The sequence below is a fragment of the Candidatus Photodesmus anomalopis genome (assembly GCF_000731785.2).
In the GTDB taxonomy this organism is placed as follows: Bacteria; Pseudomonadota; Gammaproteobacteria; order Enterobacterales; family Vibrionaceae; genus Vibrio; species Vibrio anomalopis.
In genome coordinates, this window is the sequence record NZ_JGVJ01000012.1 from 1 (window position 1) to 19,014 (window position 19,014).

The following is a 19,014-nucleotide window of genomic DNA, read 5'->3' on the forward strand; positions in this document are numbered from 1 at the left end:
AAAATTTTTGAATAAGAAAGATATAATATCCCTTTCTAAGTTAGATAGAACATGATTTTTAAAATGTTTTCTAAAAAAATAGCTTAGAAGGGGTTATTTAAACTATAGATTTAGTGTTTAAGATAATCTTTTTTTTCTTGCTCGTTCTGTTTTTTTTTTATAAAATCGGCAGTCCTTGTTTTTTTAGTTCCTTGCTTCCTTTTACCTTTGTTTTTTGAAAGTCAATATAAGTTTGGAAGCTAATAGTCCGTAAGGAGCAAATAATAATGCGTCATTATGAAATAGTATTCATGGTAGATCCTGATCAAAGTGAGCAAGTGGAAGGTATGATTGATCATTATACTTCCATTGTAGTTAAGTCAGGCGGTACGGTTCATCGTTTAGAAAATTGGGGTCGTCGACAAATGGCTTATCCAATTAATAAACTACATAAAGCTCACTATGTTCTTATGAATGTTGAAGTTACTCCAAAAATCATTAATGAGATAGAAACTGCTTTTCGTTTTAATGATATAGTTATGCGTAATATGATTATGTCTGTAAATAATTCTATTACTGAGCAATCTATTATGATGAAACCAAAAGAAGAGCGTTCTTCCCGTCGAGAAGAGCGTATAGGATTAACAAAGCAACCATGACTATATGTATTTCCAATATAGTCTGAGTTTTTAATGAAGGGTTTTATTTATAGATTTTCTGTAAAGTAATATAGACGTAATTCATTATGTGTATCTTATATCTGTTGGAATTGATAGCGTAACTAAGTTATTCTCTCATTCAGAGAGTTCTTTAATTAAAAGATTAATAGGAAATATACTGTGGCTCGTTTTTTTCGTCGTCGTAAATTCTGCCGTTTTACAGCAGAGGGTATACAAGATATCGATTATAAAGATATAGTAACTCTAAAAAATTATATTACTGAAACTGGAAAAATTGTTCCAAGTCGCATTACTGGTACAAGTTCTAGATATCAGCGTCAGTTAGCACGTGCTATTAAGCGTGCACGCTATTTGGCTTTATTACCTTATACTGATAAACATTAGTTATTGGTTTTTTATTTACTTAAAAGGATTGTATAATGCGAGTTATTTTACTTGATAAAGTAAGTAATCTTGGTGCCTTTGGTGATACAGTGAATGTTAGATCGGGTTATGCTCGTAATTTTCTTATTCCTAAAGGCAAAGCGGTTGTAGCTACTGAAGTTAATGTAAAAATGTTTAAGATTCGTTCTGATAAGTTGAAAGCTAAAGTTACTGAACAGTTATCACTTGCTAAAGCTCGGGCTGAAAAAGTGAATAATCTTAGTAATGTAGTTATATCTTCTAAAGCAGGTGATGAAGGCAAATTATTTGGTTCAGTTGGTGCTCGTAACATTGCCAATGCTATTTCATCCATGGGTGTTGAAGTAGAAAAAAGTGAAATTTGTTTACCCGATGGAGTGATCCGTAGTACTGGTGAATTTGATATTAGTTTACAATTTCACCCAGAAGTAGTGGTTTCTATTAGATTACATGTGGTTTCAGCGTAGTTTAGATTACTTAGTAAGTAAAATAACGCTTGTCTTTTTTTATAAAAATTTACTTTTCTCTTTTTTAGTTTTCTGAGTTTGCTTTCTATTTTGTAATTTATAATATCTGTTTTAGTTTTTATTAAGATTTAGATATATTAAATTTGAGGTTCGGTTATACCTATACCATCAATATTTAGAATACATTGAGTGTAATTATGGCTAATTCCAAAATCAATAATAGAAATCAAAAAAAAACAGATTTTGAAATTGATGCAATTAAGATTCCTCCGCATTCATTAGAAGCAGAGCAGTCAGTTATTGGTGGTTTACTCCTAGATAATCTACGTTGGGATATAGTTTCAGAAAAACTAGTAATAAAAGATTTCTATCTTCATCCTCATCGTTTAATTTTTGAATCTATAAAATCAATTTTAGAAGATGGAAAACCTCTTGATTTAGTTACTTTATCAGAATTTTTAGACCGACGAGAACAGCTTGAAGATGTTGGTGGCTTAGCCTATTTAGTTGATTTAGTCAAAAACACTCCAAGTGCTGCTAATATAAATGCTTATGCTACTATTGTCTCTGAACGAGCTCTTATAAGAAGTTTAATTAGTTTATCACATGAAATTGCCACAGCAGCTTACAATCCACAAGGAAGGACATCAGAAGATTTATTAGATTTTGTTGAAAGCAAAGTATTTGCTATTGGAGAAGCACGTACAATTGAAAATGAAGGTCCACAGAATGTTGATAGTATTCTTGAGAAAACGTTAGAAAAAATTGAAATACTATATAAAACACCTCAAGACGGTGTGATAGGGTTAAGTACAGGTTTTAGTGACCTTAATAAAAAAACAGCTGGATTACAAAACGCTGAACTTATTGTTGTAGCAGCACGCCCATCAATGGGAAAAACCACTTTTGCTATGAATATATGTGAAAATATAGCTATGCTACAAGATAAGACAGTTTTAATTTTTTCTTTAGAGATGCCTGCTGATCAACTGATGATGCGTATGTTGGCTTCTTTATCTCGTGTTGCTCAAACGAAGATTCGTACTGGTCAACTTAATGATGAAGATTGGGCTCGTATATCTTCTACTATTGCTATTTTGATGCAAAAGAAAAATATATATATTGATGATAGTTCTGGTTTAACTCCAACTGAGTTACGTTCACGAGCTCGTCGTATTGCACGTGATTCTGATGGATTAGCTATGATTATGATAGATTACTTACAGCTAATGCGAGTTCCAAGTTTGCAAGATAGTCGAACATTAGAAATTTCAGAGATATCCCGTTCTTTAAAAGCACTCGCAAAAGAATTAAATGTACCTGTAGTTGCATTATCGCAGTTAAATCGTTCTTTGGAACAACGTGCAGACAAACGTCCAATTAATTCAGATTTACGTGAATCTGGAGCTATTGAACAAGATGCTGATTTAATTATGTTTATTTATCGTGATGAAGTATATAATTCTAAGACTTCACTAAAAGGGGTTGCTGAAATAATTATTGGGAAACAACGTAATGGTCCTATTGGTTCGGTAAAATTAACCTTTCAAGGTCAATTTGCTCGTTTTGATAATTATATGGGTTTTTCATTTGAAGATGAGCAATGATAAAGGTTATGGAATAGCTGTTAAGGCAGTAGTAGACTTAAAGGCTTTTCAAGATAATATAGCTCTAATTAAAACTCAAGCACCTAATAGTAAAATTATGGCCATACTTAAAGCAAACGCTTATGGTCATGGATTATGTCGTATTGCCCGATGCACTAATAGTGTTCATGCAATTGGGGTTGCTCGCATTGAAGAAGCATTGCAGTTAAGAGAATCTGGTATTCTAAAACCTATCATTTTATTAGAAGGTTTTTATTCTCTAAGCGATTTGTTTATTTTATCAGCTAATAACATTCAAACAGTGTTGCATTGTGAAGAACAATTATTGTTATTAGAGCAGACTAAACTTAAAGTTCCAATTGTTGTTTGGTTAAAAATAGATACTGGTATGAATCGTTTAGGAATTAATCCAAATCAGTGTTTTGATTTTCTAGTTAGGTTAAAATCTTGTAGAAATATTGACAAATCATTGCGAGTTATGAGCCATTTTTCTTGTGCTGATGATTTTAATTTTTCTATGAAACAATTTAAATTATTTTTATCATTAACTAAAGATTGTAATGGCGAACGTTCAATTGCTGCTTCAGGTGCTTTATTATATTTAAATAAAACCTATTTAGAATGGGTTAGGCCTGGAATAATTATGTATGGATTGTCTCCATTCTTTAATCAAAGAGTAAATACTTTGGGTTATCGTCCTGTTATGACACTAAAATCAGTTCTGATTGCTATTCGTGATATTAAATATGGTGAAAGCATTGGTTATGGTAGAACATGGATTAGTAAATGTAATACTAAAGTTGGTGTGATCTCTATTGGTTACGGTGATGGTTACCCTAGAATGGCACCCAATGGAACACCTGTTTTTCTTAATGGTCGAAAAGTTCCTATTGTTGGTCGTGTATCTATGGATATGATTACAATTGATTTGGGTTTTAATTCTATAGATAAAGTGGGAGATGAAGTTATTTTATGGGGGAGAGAACTTCCAGCAGAAGAAATAGCAAGATATATAGGAACACTAGCATATGAACTAGTTACAAGGATTACTTCTCGTGTTGAAATTCAATATATGTGAATATAGCATGATATTCATCACTAAATATAGTGTTCTTCTTATTGCTTTATTTTTAAGGTAAAGTATTTTGGTTCAAAAACATTTCTGAATTTTTATTTAAGCATAGAATCCGTAAGGATGAATGGTTTTTTAAAAAAATATTATAATTGATATTAATCGTTTAATTTAGAAATTAAGTTTACGATTATTCAATGAGTATATTTCCAGTCATTTCAGTTGGAATATTAATATTCGCTAAATATAACATAGTTGGTGCTAGGTCTGATAGTTTCCCGTTTTTTTTAAATGTAAATTTTTTATTACCTACATAAATTAAAGGCACTGGCAGATTGGTATGTGCTGTATGAATAGATCCGGTTTTAGGATTAACCATCATTTCTGCATTTCCATGATCAGCAGTGATTAATAATTGTCCATTAACTTCTATAATAGCCTTAGTAATTTCACCAATACAGATATCAATTGCTTCGATTGCTTTTTTTGTAGCTTCATATACACCAGTATGACCAACCATATCAGGATTAGGATAGTTACAAACTATGGAATCATATTTACTAGATTTAATTGCAGCAATAAGTTTATTAGTAAGTTCTTTAGAATTCATTTCTGGCTGCAAATCGTAAGTTGGAACTTTTGGTGAAGTGACAAGTTGATGTACTTCACCTTTAAATTTGCTTTCAATACCGCAATTAAAGAAAAAAGTCACATGCGCATATTTTTCAGTTTCTGAGATACGCAATTGTGTATAGCCTTTTTTAGATAGCCATTCACCATATGTATTATGTAATGAGATTGTAGGGAAAGCGACTGGTAATGGAAAGCAATCAGAATATTTAGTTAGCATAACAAAGTTTGTAATTGGAGCCTTTATTCGTCTGAAATGATTAAATTCAGGTAAAAAAACACTAGTTAGTTGACGTGCACGATCTGCTCGATAATTCATAAAAATGACTGTATCACCATTCTGAATTTTTACTTTTTTTTGGCCTTTAGCTCTTATTTCAGTTGCTTTTATAAATTCGTCGTTTTCCTGACGTAAATATGCTGCACTTAATCCTTCTAATGCAGAATCATATGTGAAAGAAGCTTTTGCTAAGGTAAGAAGATCATATGCAAATTGAATTCTATCCCAATTATTATCTCGGTCCATTGCATAATAACGACCTATCAAAGAAGCAATTCTAATTTGACTAGAATTGAAAATAGCAAGTAGATTTTCAAGACGTTGTAAAGAATTTCGTGCACTACAAGGTGGTGTATCTCTGCCATCTAAAAAGCAATGTAGGTAAATTTTTTTTGCAGAACGACTCACTGCCATTTTTATTGCTGCATAAATGTGCTCTTCATGAGAATGGATTCCACCTGGAGACAAAAGTCCTATAATATGAATTGCGTTATCAGTAGTCTTAGCTTTATCTATTGATTCTAAAATAGTAGGGTTATTAAAAAAATTTCCATTGGAAATAGCTTTACTAATACGAGTAAGATCTTGATATACAACACGGCCTGCACCAATATTAGTATGACCGACTTCGGAGTTTCCCATTTGTTTATCTGGAAGACCGACATCAACCCCAGAAGCTGAAATAATAGTATTGGGATTATTAGAAATAAGTTCATCCATTATTGGTGTTTTTGCATTGTTAACTGCATTATTTATATTATCTTCACGGTATCCCCAACCATCAAGAATTACTAGGACCATTGGTTTTTTAGTTGACATAATAACCTCATCAAGTTCGTTTTTAAAAAAACTGAAACCTTAAGTAAGTCTTTTTTATATTTAATATAAGTTTATTTCAAGTAAATATTCTTAAATATATTATGATTATAGAACTAATTTTTCAGAAAAATTATCTGCTGTTATTGGATGTATATTCTAGAATTTATACTTTAAAACGTTTAATTTGTTGACGCATAGAACTAGTAGCTATATTCATATTTTTAGCGCTTTCGCTACTTAGGCTAGCTTGTGATGCTAGTGCATCTGAAGCGTCTTTGATACCTTGAGTATTACGACTAATATCTTCACTTACAGTGCGTTGTTCTTCAGCGGCACTTGCTATTTGAGCTGCCATATTGTTAATTTCAGTAATTGCTTCTGTAATTTTAGTTAAGCTATCTTGAGCTTCTTGAGCATAATTGACACTAGTATCAGCGAGTTTTGTACTTGTTTCCATACTATCAACTGCATGTCTAGTATTTTTTTGTAGTGTTTCAATCATAGTACGAATTTCTTCTGTAGAGCCATGGGTGCGTTGACTTAATACACGGACTTCATCAGCTACAACTGCAAAACCTCTACCTTGTTCACCAGCGCGAGCAGCTTCAATTGCAGCATTAAGTGCAAGTAAATTTGTTTGTTCAGCAATGCCTTGAATAGTCGATAAAATTTGATTGATGCTTTGAGTATTGTTTTCTAATTCTCCTATTATTTTTGCTGCTCCAGAAACTTGATGGGCTAAGCTTAATATGGATTGTTGATTTTTCTGAATCACTTGTTGACCATCATTACAAGCTGAAGATGATGCTTTTGAGGCATTAGCAGTAAGAGCTGCATGTCTAGAAACTTCAGCTGCTGTAGCAGACATTTCATGGATTGCTGCAGCTATTTGATTTACATCATTTTGTTGATGTTCGATTTGGTCTGCTGCTTGAAGAGAAATTTTGCTGGCTTGTTCTGCTTGTTTAGAAAGTTCTTGACTATGATCAACAATTCCTCTGAGCATTTTTTGTAATTGGATTAAAAACTGATTAACATGCTTAGCCAATGTTCCTATTTCGTCCATACGTTTTACATGAATTCGTTGTGTTAAATCGCCTTTACCTTGAGATAATTCTCGTAGAGCTTTAGATAATGTTTTTAAAGGTTGAAGTAGATGAGTAATAATCCATGTACTAATTATAGCAATAATAATATACAGGATAATAGGAGCAACAGTGGTAAAGGTAATTTGCTTAGATACAGAATACAATGCTTTGTTTTTATCAATAACTAAACCAAGAGACCATTCAGTCTTGGGAATAGAAGAAATAAAAATTAATTTGTTTCCTTGTTTTGGCCAAGGAACTGTAGAGATGTCAGCTATATCAGATAGCTCATTTATTTTCTTTTTATTCAAAATTGGATTTAAGTCAGTTAATGGTTTTTGACTTAATTTATCATGTTTGTAGGCAACAATATTATTATTACCATCAACTAAGAAAGCGAATCCATCATCATCAAGTTCCAGGTTTAGTACTTCATCAATGATATTAGAAACTGTGAGGTCTGCTGCCAGTACACCAGTTCTGTTTCCAGAAAAGGCTTTAGCAAAACTAATAACGATGCTTCCATCAAAATCTCTGTATGGTTCAGTTATTATTAATTTTTGCGTGGACATTGCATCTCTATACCAAGGTCGGTTTCTTGGATCGTAGCTTTTTGGCCAAATTTCTGTTTTATCTCCATAGGAAATGCTGCCATCATTAAAACCTGCGTATACAGATAGAAAATCGCCAGCTTTTTTAATAACAAGCATTTCTCTATCAGCATTTCCTGATTCTCGGATAATAGATTCATTAGCAAGCATCATTTTACTATGAATTTCTAGCCAATTACTTATATAGCGAGCTGTTGTTATGTTGATATTTTTCATTTCACTATTGATCGCAGAGGTTGTTTCTTGTTTTAGCTGGTTTACTGAAATCCATGCTTGGACAGTGCTTACGATAGCAATAATGATTGCTATGGAGATCTGTATCTTAAATTTAATCGTATTAGTCATTTGCTTTCTACCTAAAATGAATAGTCTATAATTGTAGCAATTCTTATTTAAATAAATTATCTAGTTAAATCAAACAACTTTTAATTATTAAATTTAATGTGCCTTTTAAAGTTTATAAACTCGTACCAAAAAAATAAAATATAGAATTAAATATATGGTAAAGTATTGGAGAGTATTATGGAGTTGTTTGTTGTTGATTTGACCCATAGTATACAGAGAGTTTTTGCGATATTAAAATCACTTTTTAGATATTTTAATTATACTAGTTCAATGTTTATTATCTTTATATAAACAGCAATATCCATTGCTAACTACTTTAATGGAATTAAACTGGTTTTTGTTTCTTAATTTTATTAATACCTTTATATATGACTGTTTTAACTAATTTGCAATTTTACTCTGCTATTCTAATTTTAAATTCTATAATATTTTAGTTATATATTTAGATAAGTTATGTGTAAAGAACAATTTCTTGTTTTTCTTGTTCTTTATTATTAAGTAAACATTATTTACTTATCAATTTTTTATATTTTAAAGACAGATTTTTTGATAATCGGTTAAATAATGAGGAAGTATAAAAAATAAAATAAATTCTTCCTACTAAGGATGAAAATGAAACTGTTAGTTACTGGTTGTGCTGACTTTATAGGATCTTCTGTTATTCGTCATATCATTTTAAATACATGTGATAAAAAAATGGAGTTATTTCTTTGAACAAGTTGATATTTGTGATTTCATTGAATTAAATCGTGTTTGCTCTGAGCATAAACTAGATTCTGTAATGCATCTTGCTGCTGAAAGCCATGCAGATCGTTCAATCTCTGAAATATTAGTGTTTATCAGAACTAATATTCTAGGTACTCATGCTTTACTTAAATCTTCTCTAACTTATTGGAATAAATTAAACAATAAATGTAAAACACTTTTTCGTTTTCATTATATTTCTACAGATGAAGTATATGGAAAACTCAATTATCTAATTCAAGCTTTTACAGAAAAAACTCCTTATTCACTTTCTAATCCTTATCAGCTTCAAAAGCTTCTAGTGATCATTTAGTTAGAGTTTGGTTCAAAACATTTAATCTTCCTACAATAATAACTCCTTGTTCAAATAATTATGGACCACATCATTTTCCAGAAAAATTAATTCCATTAATCATTGTAAATGCCTTAAAAGGTCTACCACTGACTATCTATGAAATGGTAGGCAAATTCGTGATTGGATTTATGTTGAAGATCATGTTAAAGCCTTGTATAAGGTAATTACAATAGGAAGAGTTGGTGAAACTTATAATATAGGTGGTTATAATGAAAAAACAAATATAGAGGTTATGAAAACTATTTATTCTATATTAGAAGAGTTAGTACCTAATAAACCTAATGGAGCAAATAAATATCAAGACCTTATCACTTATGTAACAGATCGTCCTGGGCATGATATTCATGATGCTATCGATTCCTCTAAAATTGAAAGAGAACTAGGATGGAGACTGAAGAAACCTTTGATTCTGGGTTCGAAAAACAGTTAAATGGTATTTAAATAATAAAACTTGGTTATATCAAGCATTGGATAGTTCTATAGTTAGTTTAGTAGATTTCTAAAAAATTTGTGCTGTATCCAAACAATTATTTCCAGTGAATAATAAACCAATGATTTATTATTCACTTTCAACCATTATGTTAGCAGGTATTAAGCAGATTCTCATTATTACAAAACCAGAAGAAAAGATAAGTTTTAAGCGATTGTTAGGAAATGGTAATAATTTTGGTATTCAGTTACAGCATATTACACAATCTAGTCCTGATGGGTTAGCTCAGGCAGTAATCTTAGGTGAAAAATTTATCGGTAAATATAGTGTTTGTCTGATTCTTGGAGAGAATATTTTTTTATGATATCTTAGATCCAATATAATATGCAGTTAATTGCTTTTTTTCAGTTTTATCAAATTTAGCAAAACATACTACATTTATAGATAAACTGATTTTCTATTATACTAAATTTAGTATTTTATTTTAAATAAAAATATTTATTCGAAAGTTTTTTTAATATAAAATTAATATTTATTCCTAGAATAAAAAGGGGCAATAGCGTAAAAATAGCAATAAATTCTAACCTAGAATTCATTCTATTAAAAGTTAATTCTTTAACTCAAGATGTTAATCCTATCAAGCATTATGAATATGGGTCTTTAGATTTGCCTATTCTTTATGAAATTTTTTCTCTTTTATCTGCTTATTTTTAAAAATAGAAAATGCCAATTTAATGGCAAGATTTAGATAAAAATGTTCTTATGAAAAGCAATTTAATCATAATATTTTAGATTATGTACTTTTTGAGAAATATGATATGCTATTTGTAAAACTACATAATAGTAATGTTTTATTAATGTCTATCTAGTATTGGTAATTAAAATAATAATTACTAGATATCATTGATATTAGACTATTTATAGCACTAATTAATGTCAGGATAATTATTATGTTAAAAAATATTAATCCGATAAAAACAAAAGCTTGGAAAAAATTAGTAGAACATTTTGAAATAAATAAAGGTATGCTTCTTAAGAAACTTTTTGCTCAAGATGCGAATCGATTTGATAAATTATCAATTCGATTTGGAACAAGCCTTTTAATTGATTACTCAAAAAATTTGATTACTGAGGAAACTCTTACAAAGTTATTTGATTTAGCAAACGAGACTGAGTTAAAAACAGCCATATCCTCAATGTTTAAAGGGGATATAATAAATCATACTGAAGGTCGTGCTGTTCTTCATATAGCATTACGTAATCGTAGCAATAAGCCTATAATCTTAAATGGCCAAGATATTATGCCATCCGTTAATGCAGTATTAGAAAAAATTAAGCTTTTTACAAATTCTGTTATTAGTGGTAAATGGAAAGGTTATACAGGGAAATCCATTACTGATATAGTAAATATTGGCATTGGAGGTTCTGATCTTGGGCCTCATATGGTTAGCGAGGCTCTATCATCATATAGAAATCATTTAAAATTACACTTTGTATCTAACGTAGATGGTACTGATATTGTAGAGACTTTTAAAAAAATAAATCCTGAAACAACGTTGTTTTTAATTGCTTCTAAGACTTTTACTACGCAAGAAACGATGACAAATGCATTTAGTGCTCGTTCTTGGTTTTTAAAATCATCTGGGAATCAATCTGATATCGAAAAACATTTTATAGCTCTTTCCGTTAACTCAGTTTCAGTAGTTGAGTTTGGTATAAATATTGAAAATATGTTTGAGTTTTGGGATTGGGTAGGGGGGCGTTATTCACTATGGTCATCAGTTGGTCTATCTATAGCATTATCTGTGGGTTATGAAAATTTTATTGAATTATTAGAAGGTGCTCATGAGATTGATAAGCACTTTATTTCAACAGAATTTGAAGAGAATATTCCAGTTATTCTTGCTCTTATTGGAGTTTGGTATAATAATTTCTATGGTGCGGAATCAGAAGCTATCCTTCCATATGATCGATATATGCATCGTTTTTCTGCTTATTTCCAGCAAGCTAATATGGAATCAAATGGTAAATATATAGATCGCAATGGTAAAGTTGTTAAATATCAAACTGGTCCAATTGTGTGGGGAGAACCTGGAACTAATGGACAACATGCATTTTATCAGCTTATTCATCAAGGCACTAAATTCATTCCTTGTGATTTTATTGCTCCTGCAATCAGTCATAATCCAATAGGTGATCATCATAAAAAGCTTATATCTAATTTTTTTGCGCAAACTGAGGCATTAGCGTTTGGTAAATCTGAAGAAGTAGTTTTAAATGAATTTAAAAATTCTAAAAAAAGCTCTAAATATATTAATATGTTAGTGCCCTTTAAAGTATTTCAAGGTAATAGGCCAACAAATTCTATTTTAATTGAAAAAATTACTCCTCGTATTTTGGGTAATTTAATTGCAATATACGAGCATAAGATTTTTGTACAAGGCATTATTTGGAATATATTTAGTTTTGATCAATGGGGTGTTGAACTTGGAAAAGAATTAGCTGATAAGATTTTGCTAGAGCTTGATAATGATTTAAAAATCACTTCGCATGATAGTTCTACTAATGGATTAATTAATGTATTTAAAAAATTTAATAGTTAATTCTTTAAACATGAAAGTTTCATTATGACAGATAAATTTGAGTTCTTTTTTTATATATTTTGTATTTTTTTAAGTGCTCTTTGTATTACTTCAATACCAGCATTTTTTTTATATGCATTTTCACTAATATAGCGACGCCAATATTTTGATCCTGGTTTATTTTTAAATAAACCGAGCATGTGTCTAGTGATTTGACCTAAATTTCCCCCTGTTGAAAGTGTAGCTTCAATGTAAGGGTACATTTCTTCAATTATTTGGTACCGTTTTTTTCTTAATTGATTCATATTAAAAATTTTTTTCTCAACTTCAGATAACATATATGGATTTTTATATGCTTCTCGGCCAATCATAACACCATCTAGATATTTCAAATGTTGTAATGATTCATTTAATGTTTTTATACCACCGTTTAATATAATAATTAGGTGTGGAAATTTTTTTTTAAGTTGATATACCTTGGAATAATTTAGTGGTGGAATGTTTCTATTTTCTTTCGGATTTAAACCATTTAACCATGCTTCTCGTGCGTGTATAGTAAATTTTTTGCATTTTGCTTTTTCTGACACAGTAGAAATAAATTTCATTAGAAATCGTTCCGAATTTTGATTATCAACACCAATTCTAGTTTTTACTGTAACAGGAATATCTACGATACTTTTAATTGCTAATATACAATTTACAACTAGATGAGGTTTAGTCATTAAACAAGCACCAAAATTTGCATTTTGAACTCGGTTTGATGGACACCCTATATTTATATTGATTTCACTATATCCAAGATTCTCTACGAGTTTAGCACATCTTGCAAAATCTCTTGGATTTGAACCAGCTAGTTGAATAGCTATAGGTTGTTCTATTGGATTATATTCGATTAAATTGTTTTTTTTACTATATAAAATTGCATTGGTAGTGATCATTTCTGTATGAAGCAATGTTTTAGTAGATAATCTTCGATGGAAGTAGTTACAATGTTGGTCTGTCCAACCTAACATAGGTGCAACGCTGAAACGATTTATAGAAATATTATTATATTTTTGCATTGGTTTTTTTTATTTGATTTCATATGAGTATATTTATACTACCCTAGAGTATTTCTATTTTTTTTTATAGAAAACAGTATTAATAAAGATTTAGCAGGTTATTTTTATTTTATAGATTTTATTAAGTTAATTGTTTTATTTACTGCGCCTGTATTCATTTTTATTACTTTTAATGCATTATTTCCCATTTTTTTTACCTGTTTTTCTGATTTAAAGAGCATTTTTAAAGCATTAGCTAGTTCTTTTGGATTATGAATGATTTTGATAGCTTGGTGTTTTTTAAGTTGGAGAATAATATCTAAAAAATTAAAATAATTAGGCCCAATTAAAATAGGTTTTTTAAGTATTGCGGGTTCAAGAACGTTATGTCCACCAACTTTATCTTGAATTAGGCTTCCTCCCATAAAACATATAGTTGCAGCACCTATAATAGTTAGCATTTCACCCATAGTGTCTGCTAGATATATAGAATCGTGCTGTGTTATTTTTTGATTTTTACTACGTCTAGAGTACTGTAGTTTCTTTTTTTTACATAATTTAGCTACAGCATTAAATCTTTCTGGATGTCTAGGTGCTAAAATAAGTAAAATATTTGGCAGTTCATCTAAAAGTTGATGATGAATAGCTAGTATTTCTTCTTCCTCTCCAGGATGAGTGCTGACTGCAACCCAAATTGGACGTCTTTTACCTAATTTTTTACGCAAGTCTTTCCCTTTTTTTAGAATAGATTTATCTATGTTTAAATCAAATTTTATCGATCCAGTCACAAAGATCTTACTTTTTAAAATTCCTAAAGAAATAAAATTTTCTGCATCAGTTTTATGTTGACATAGAAATGCTGTAATTTTTTCTAAAAAGAACCGGCATAGTATATTGAACTTTTTATACCTTTTCATTGATCGGTTAGATAATCTAGCATTTATGATTATTATAGGAATACCAGCTTCGCTAACAACATGTATGGTATTAGGCCATAGTTCTGTTTCCATTATTAACATTTTTTTGGGTTTAATAGCTTGAAGAAAGTTTTTAATTGCAAATTTAAAATCAATAGGCATATAACGATGTTCAACTAATGAGCCTAAATTTTTAACTTGTTCTGCACCAGTAGATGTTGTAGTTGTAATTAAAATTTTTTCATTAGGAGAACTTTCTTTAAGAGCTTTTATAAAAGGAAAAGCTGCAATTACTTCTCCTACAGAAGCAGCATGTAACCATATTGGTTTTTGTTTAGATTCTATCTTTGGTATCTTACCAAAATATTCTTTCCATCGTTTACCAACAGTTGAATTTGTTAATTGCATTTTATATAGCATAATCAGTGGAATTGGGGAAAGAATGATTAAAATTAAGCGATATATTAATCTAATAAGCATAATTAGTTGGACCTGATTAGGTTAGTTTAAATAAAACAAACTGTTTTTCAGAAATTTTTTTATTTGCTAAATTTTTATATTTTTAAAAAGAATATATACTTTTATATTTAGATGTATTTTAGATTATTTAATTTACATCCATTACATTATTGAGCAACTTTATTTAGTGCGTTAATCGCATTGCTTGGTGATAGTTTTTTGAGACAATTTAAGTGTTTTAGAGGACATTTACGTTTGAAACATGGTCTGCAAGCAACGTTTTTAGCATATAAAATTTGAAGTTTATTTGTAAGAGGGGGAGTATATTTTGGTGAAGTTGAACCATAAATAGCTATAATATTGCACCCAACGGCAGCGGAGATATGCATGAGACCTGAGTCATTGCTTATTACTGTATGGCAAGCAGCAAGGAGGTCAATAGCTTCAATTAAATTAGTTTTTCCGGATAAATTTTTGCACTCATATTGTTGTTTTTTTAACATAGAATGTTTGATTTGGTTACATATATTTTTATCTTTACTAGAACCAAATAACCAAACTTGATAACCTAGTTCAATAGCATGTTGACTAACTTTAGTGTAGTTATCTGCTGGCCATTGTTTGCTTGGACCAAATTCAGCTCCAGGACATATTCCAATGATTGGTTTATCCTGATGTAAGCAAAGTTTTTGTATAATTATTTTTTGAGAGTTAAGATCAACCTTTAAATTAGGGATAGGACAATTACTTAATGCTATCCTATTTTTGTAATCTTTTTTTTCATACGCTAAAGCAACATAACATTCAACCATGTATTGAAATAAATGTTTTTTTTTTCTTAGATCACTTAATAGTCCATAGCGCCATTCTCCTTTCCATCCTATTCGTTTTTTAATTCCAGCAAATAATGGAACTAAAGCAGATTTAGCTGAATTTGGTAGAATATAAGCATGTGTATAATTATTTTTTGCTAGTTGACGGCCTAGTTTCCATCGAGAAGATATCTGAAGTGAACTATGCTTGATTGGCATTTGAATGATTTGATTAACCTCAGACATTCTTTCTAGAATCGGACTGCTCCAATTCGGAGCAAGAACGTCAATTATCGTGTAAGGATACATTGTTTTTAGGGTCATATATAAACTTTGTGCTATTATCATATCTCCAATCCATGATGGTCCTATAATAAGTATCTTCATTTAGTATGACTGCCTTTCATGTTTAATAAATGCGAAGAAAGTAGCTAACATAAATCCATAAAAAGCACTGATTAAATTAGCTTGTAACAGTACTTCTGTAATACCAAAAATACTAAATCCTGCTACAAATGTTGCAGCAGTTAGTGAAATAATATTGTTTGTTTTTATGTAATAATATGAAAACATAGTTAACGGTAAAAATAGCATTCCTATCAAACCTATTATTCCTAGTAAACCATTGCTTGCTAACATTTCAAAGTACTGACTGTGTGCATGACCACGTTTAATTCCGAGATGCCAATTTGTTATTTCTCCTCGTTCAAAAAGTTTCTGATTGAAAGTTTCACGTTCAGGATAAGTTAATCCGATAAATGGACTTTTGAGAAAAGCTTTTAGTGCACTTTCCCAAAGCATGATCCGTCCTCCAGAAGATACTGAATCATGAATATTACCAGAGGTTATGGATGAAAATTCTTCTATGGTAAAATTGATACGTTTTTGAAAATTATTAGAAGTAAAAAAGAATATTAAGAATATCATAAGAAAGCTAATACTAATTAATAACACTTTTTTAAAATTAAAATTAGTTGTCCAGTTGAGAAGTGCGATAAATGAAGTTATTATTGGAATAGCAAATATTGCCCCTCGAGTTAAGGTAAGAAAAGTGGATATGCAAGCAGCAATGAAAGCTAATCTGAGATACTGTTTATATTCGCTATCAAAGCTTAAACAAATGGCTAAAAAAGCTAAGGAACAAGATAAATATCCAAAATTAATGCTATATAACCAGCCATCAACTCTAGTATAGCCTAAAAAGAAATATTGATATATAGCTATTAAAAGAGAACAAAATGAACCAGCAATGATTCCTAAAGATAGCGCTTTAATATGAAAGCAATTATCGGCAAGGGTTTCCCTGATAAATATATATATAGGTATACAAAGAAGTAACCGAATTCCTCCTTGAAAATATCTAAATTCACCAGTATCTATAAACACATTAGGAATGTTTACTACAAAATAAATGCTAAGACAGGTTATAACTAGACAGTCAAAGGTATCATATACCAGTGAGATATTATCTTTTATGATAAAAAAAATAGAGTATGCTATAAGTAAAGCGATAGTTATTACACTGAAATTTTTGGTCCAAAGGAGTAAAAAAGGAACTAAAAATAAAGCAGCTACAGATAAAGTTCTATTTATATAATTTAAGTTCATAGTATTTTATCTACATCTAATCCGTGGATATGGTAATAAATATAAAAAGGCCTAAGTTATCTAAGTTATCTAAGTTATCTAAGTTATCTAAGTTATCTAAGTTATCTAAGTTATCTAAGTTATCTAAGTTATCTAAGTTATCAGAAAAGCAATACATATTATATAGACTTATTAGATATATATATTAAATTGTTTTTCATGATGTTAGTGTAATTTCCGCCATAAACCAAAGATTGTAGTTCTTGGAAATATAGCTATTCTAGGAATCTGATAAAAGTTAATGTTAGTATTGAGTGACTGTTCGTTAGTTATAACAGCAAATTTATATCCAACTTCCTTGATTATATTTTCAGAATCTTGATTATAGGTTCCATAAGGATAAGCGAAAGAAGTTAACTTTTTATCAAGTAAAGCCTCTAGGTAGATTTTGTTTTTTTCGATTTCATATTGTTGTTGCTCAAAATTCAATGTATTTAGACGAGGGTGAGTCAGAGTATGACCTCCTATTTCAATATAGCCTGAGTTGGAAATGGTTTTAAGTTGTTTATTAGTCATTAATGGTATTGGTATTTCTGGACAAGTTGTAACTTCTGTATCCCAGCGATTAATTTTTTCTCCAGTAACAGTATATATTATAGCTTTAAAATTATACTTTTTAAGAAGTGGTAATAACAGATGGTAGTTATCTTCATAACCATCATCTACTGTAATAATAATATAACGTTTTACTGGTTTGATAATATTAAGATGACGAATAAATTCTATATTTGCTAAATCTTCAAATGTTAGGCTTTCAAACCCCATCCATTTTAATAATTTAAAGTGTTTTTCAAGCATATCAACATGAAGATATGTTCCATGCACTCCTTTCTCATTATTGTTTTGAATAAAACGATGATACATAATGATTGGGGTTTTTTTAAGTAATTTTTCCATGTAGAGCGTTTGATAATTTTTTTCTACTTGATTAACTATATTATATAAATTATAGTTTTGCTTGATTTGGTTCCTAATACTCTTTAAACAGTACTTGTTGTCTAGACCTTTTTTAATTTGATTCTTTATATCTGATAAATTTTTATTGATAATCGTTTTAGAATAAATATCACCAAAATTAGTTATCATAGCTTGATCAATATTAGTTTCATCTATCAGACCAACTAGGCCTGCTTCTCCGATTGCAAGAGTAGGTCTTCCACATAAGAGAGATTCTATAGCTACTCGCCCTGAACCTATTACTAAATCTGAGTGAGCAAGTATTGGAACGATATCTTCTAAATATCCAAGAAAGCTAATTTTAGATGATATTTTGCTAAAAGGTTCTTTTAGCGTAGAGCTTGAAATAAGTTGAATATGATATTTTTCTAAATTTAAATGTTTGTTGAGTAAATTATAATAAACCCTTCCTTTTTCTCCAGTTAATCTGCCAATAATGCTTATGATAGGTTTTTTATTGTTCGGAGCAACTTGCCAAGAAAACTTTTCTATTTCTATTCCATTACGACTAATTTGAAGATAATTAGGAGGGATTTTTAAATCATGAATAAGCTGTTCATGAACAGCTTCACAAATTGTAAGCGCTTTATCACCTATTGCATAAAACACCTTTCTTGACCAGTGAACTGGTTGATAACCATGGATTGTTGTAATCATAGGTATACTGGAAAGTTTGCAGGCTATATGACAGATCCAGCTTGAGGCACGAGAGTGTGCATGTACTAATTGTATATTATGTTTTTTAATTAAAAATAGTAGATATATTAAATGGTAAAGTCGATGGATAATAGAACGTTTGTTAAAATTTAATTTATGAAATTTACCCTCATGTGATTTAGTTAATGTATCAGATACATAGTGAATATTATGCCCTCGATTAGTAAGTGTATTACCAATAGTAGTAGCATAAACTTCAGCTCCAGTAATTTCTAGTTGAGATAAAGCCATAAGTATATTCATCTATGATTTAACCTTTTAAAATTTAATTTAACCAACATTATCAATAGCATTTTAGTTCTGTAAGTTATTTATTACAGATTAATAATTGATTAATTCTAAACTTGATTCGATAGAAAATACATAAATTATTT

The 19,014-nt window shown here is 29.9% G+C and carries 13 protein-coding genes and 2 pseudogenes; 8 read left to right on the forward strand and 7 right to left on the reverse strand.

Annotated features, from left to right (window positions below; all coding sequences use genetic code 11):
• Positions 1 to 266: 266 nt before the first annotated feature.
• The 5 genes from rpsF to alr all read left to right on the forward strand — a co-directional run bounded on the left by rpsF (position 267) and on the right by alr (position 4,213).
• Complete coding sequence (rpsF, locus tag CF66_RS02985) at positions 267 to 638, forward strand: 30S ribosomal protein S6 (protein WP_016503788.1); 372 nt, start codon at positions 267 to 269, stop codon at positions 636 to 638.
• Between the two features lie 180 nt (positions 639 to 818).
• A complete protein-coding gene (rpsR, locus tag CF66_RS02990) occupies positions 819 to 1,043 on the forward strand; it encodes a 30S ribosomal protein S18 (RefSeq protein WP_016503787.1) in 225 nt (74 codons plus the stop codon).
• A gap of 35 nt (positions 1,044 to 1,078) precedes the next feature.
• Complete coding sequence (gene rplI / locus CF66_RS02995; protein ID WP_016503786.1) at positions 1,079 to 1,528, forward strand: 50S ribosomal protein L9; 450 nt, start codon at positions 1,079 to 1,081, stop codon at positions 1,526 to 1,528.
• Between the two features lie 197 nt (positions 1,529 to 1,725).
• Entirely contained in the window at positions 1,726 to 3,135 is a 1,410-nt protein-coding gene (locus tag CF66_RS03000) for a replicative DNA helicase (protein WP_016503785.1), read from the forward strand.
• A complete protein-coding gene (gene alr / locus CF66_RS03005; RefSeq protein ID WP_016503784.1) occupies positions 3,125 to 4,213 on the forward strand; it encodes an alanine racemase in 1,089 nt (362 codons plus the stop codon). The genes CF66_RS03000 and alr overlap by 11 nt, the downstream gene beginning before the upstream one ends.
• 184 nt (positions 4,214 to 4,397) lie before the next feature.
• On the opposite strand, the gene gpmI is transcribed toward alr, so the two are convergent.
• Together gpmI and CF66_RS03015 are read right to left on the reverse strand one after the other, a co-directional pair.
• On the reverse strand, positions 4,398 to 5,936 hold the full coding sequence (gpmI, locus tag CF66_RS03010; RefSeq protein ID WP_016503783.1) for a 2,3-bisphosphoglycerate-independent phosphoglycerate mutase: 1,539 nt from the start codon (positions 5,934 to 5,936) through the stop codon (positions 4,398 to 4,400).
• Positions 5,937 to 6,099: 163 nt separating this feature from the next.
• On the reverse strand, positions 6,100 to 7,980 hold the full coding sequence (locus CF66_RS03015; RefSeq protein WP_034411588.1) for a methyl-accepting chemotaxis protein: 1,881 nt from the start codon (positions 7,978 to 7,980) through the stop codon (positions 6,100 to 6,102).
• A gap of 612 nt (positions 7,981 to 8,592) precedes the next feature.
• Here CF66_RS03015 and rfbB point away from each other — a divergent pair.
• From rfbB to pgi, 3 genes and pseudogenes are all read left to right on the forward strand, one after another.
• Positions 8,593 to 9,582: pseudogene (gene rfbB / locus CF66_RS03020) on the forward strand (dTDP-glucose 4,6-dehydratase).
• 3 nt (positions 9,583 to 9,585) lie between these two features.
• Positions 9,586 to 9,867, forward strand: a pseudogene (locus CF66_RS03025) (sugar phosphate nucleotidyltransferase); the annotation flags it as partial.
• Between the two features lie 592 nt (positions 9,868 to 10,459).
• The gene (gene pgi, locus CF66_RS03030; protein WP_016503780.1) at positions 10,460 to 12,112 is read left to right on the forward strand and encodes a glucose-6-phosphate isomerase; all 1,653 of its coding nucleotides are present in this window, start codon (positions 10,460 to 10,462) and stop codon (positions 12,110 to 12,112) included.
• Between the two features lie 50 nt (positions 12,113 to 12,162).
• On the opposite strand, the gene dusA is transcribed toward pgi, so the two are convergent.
• The 5 genes from dusA to CF66_RS03055 all read right to left on the reverse strand — a co-directional run bounded on the left by dusA (position 12,163) and on the right by CF66_RS03055 (position 18,883).
• Positions 12,163 to 13,152: a tRNA dihydrouridine(20/20a) synthase DusA gene (gene dusA / locus CF66_RS03035; RefSeq protein WP_034411592.1), complete on the reverse strand. Its 990-nt coding sequence runs from the start codon at positions 13,150 to 13,152 to the stop codon at positions 12,163 to 12,165.
• 104 nt (positions 13,153 to 13,256) lie between these two features.
• The gene (gene waaA, locus CF66_RS03040) at positions 13,257 to 14,528 is read right to left on the reverse strand and encodes a lipid IV(A) 3-deoxy-D-manno-octulosonic acid transferase (RefSeq protein WP_016503778.1); all 1,272 of its coding nucleotides are present in this window, start codon (positions 14,526 to 14,528) and stop codon (positions 13,257 to 13,259) included.
• A gap of 146 nt (positions 14,529 to 14,674) precedes the next feature.
• Complete coding sequence (gene waaF, locus CF66_RS03045; protein WP_034411599.1) at positions 14,675 to 15,706, reverse strand: lipopolysaccharide heptosyltransferase II; 1,032 nt, start codon at positions 15,704 to 15,706, stop codon at positions 14,675 to 14,677.
• Positions 15,707 to 16,927, reverse strand: coding sequence for an O-antigen ligase family protein (locus tag CF66_RS03050; protein WP_034411601.1), 1,221 nt, complete (start codon positions 16,925 to 16,927; stop codon positions 15,707 to 15,709).
• 204 nt (positions 16,928 to 17,131) lie between these two features.
• Positions 17,132 to 18,883, reverse strand: coding sequence for a bifunctional glycosyltransferase family 4 protein/polysaccharide deacetylase (locus CF66_RS03055; RefSeq protein WP_034411603.1), 1,752 nt, complete (start codon positions 18,881 to 18,883; stop codon positions 17,132 to 17,134).
• Positions 18,884 to 19,014: the final 131 nt, after the last annotated feature.

Bases quoted from the DNA above. Each gene is read 5' to 3' on its own strand.
- rplI (WP_016503786.1), top strand. From the start codon at position 1,079: ATGCGAGTTATTTTACTTGATAAAGTAAGTAATCTTGGTGCCTTTGGT.
- rpsF (WP_016503788.1), top strand. From the start codon at position 267: ATGCGTCATTATGAAATAGTATTCATGGTAGATCCTGATCAAAGTGAG.
- waaF (WP_034411599.1), bottom strand. From the start codon at position 15,706: ATGAAGATACTTATTATAGGACCATCATGGATTGGAGATATGATAATA.
- CF66_RS03000 (WP_016503785.1), top strand. From the start codon at position 1,726: ATGGCTAATTCCAAAATCAATAATAGAAATCAAAAAAAAACAGATTTT.
- CF66_RS03050 (WP_034411601.1), bottom strand. From the start codon at position 16,927: ATGAACTTAAATTATATAAATAGAACTTTATCTGTAGCTGCTTTATTT.
- gpmI (WP_016503783.1), bottom strand. From the start codon at position 5,936: ATGTCAACTAAAAAACCAATGGTCCTAGTAATTCTTGATGGTTGGGGA.
- waaA (WP_016503778.1), bottom strand. From the start codon at position 14,528: ATGCTTATTAGATTAATATATCGCTTAATTTTAATCATTCTTTCCCCA.
- CF66_RS03015 (WP_034411588.1), bottom strand. From the start codon at position 7,980: ATGACTAATACGATTAAATTTAAGATACAGATCTCCATAGCAATCATT.
- alr (WP_016503784.1), top strand. From the start codon at position 3,125: ATGAGCAATGATAAAGGTTATGGAATAGCTGTTAAGGCAGTAGTAGAC.
- CF66_RS03055 (WP_034411603.1), bottom strand. From the start codon at position 18,883: ATGAATATACTTATGGCTTTATCTCAACTAGAAATTACTGGAGCTGAA.
- pgi (WP_016503780.1), top strand. From the start codon at position 10,460: ATGTTAAAAAATATTAATCCGATAAAAACAAAAGCTTGGAAAAAATTA.
- dusA (WP_034411592.1), bottom strand. From the start codon at position 13,152: ATGCAAAAATATAATAATATTTCTATAAATCGTTTCAGCGTTGCACCT.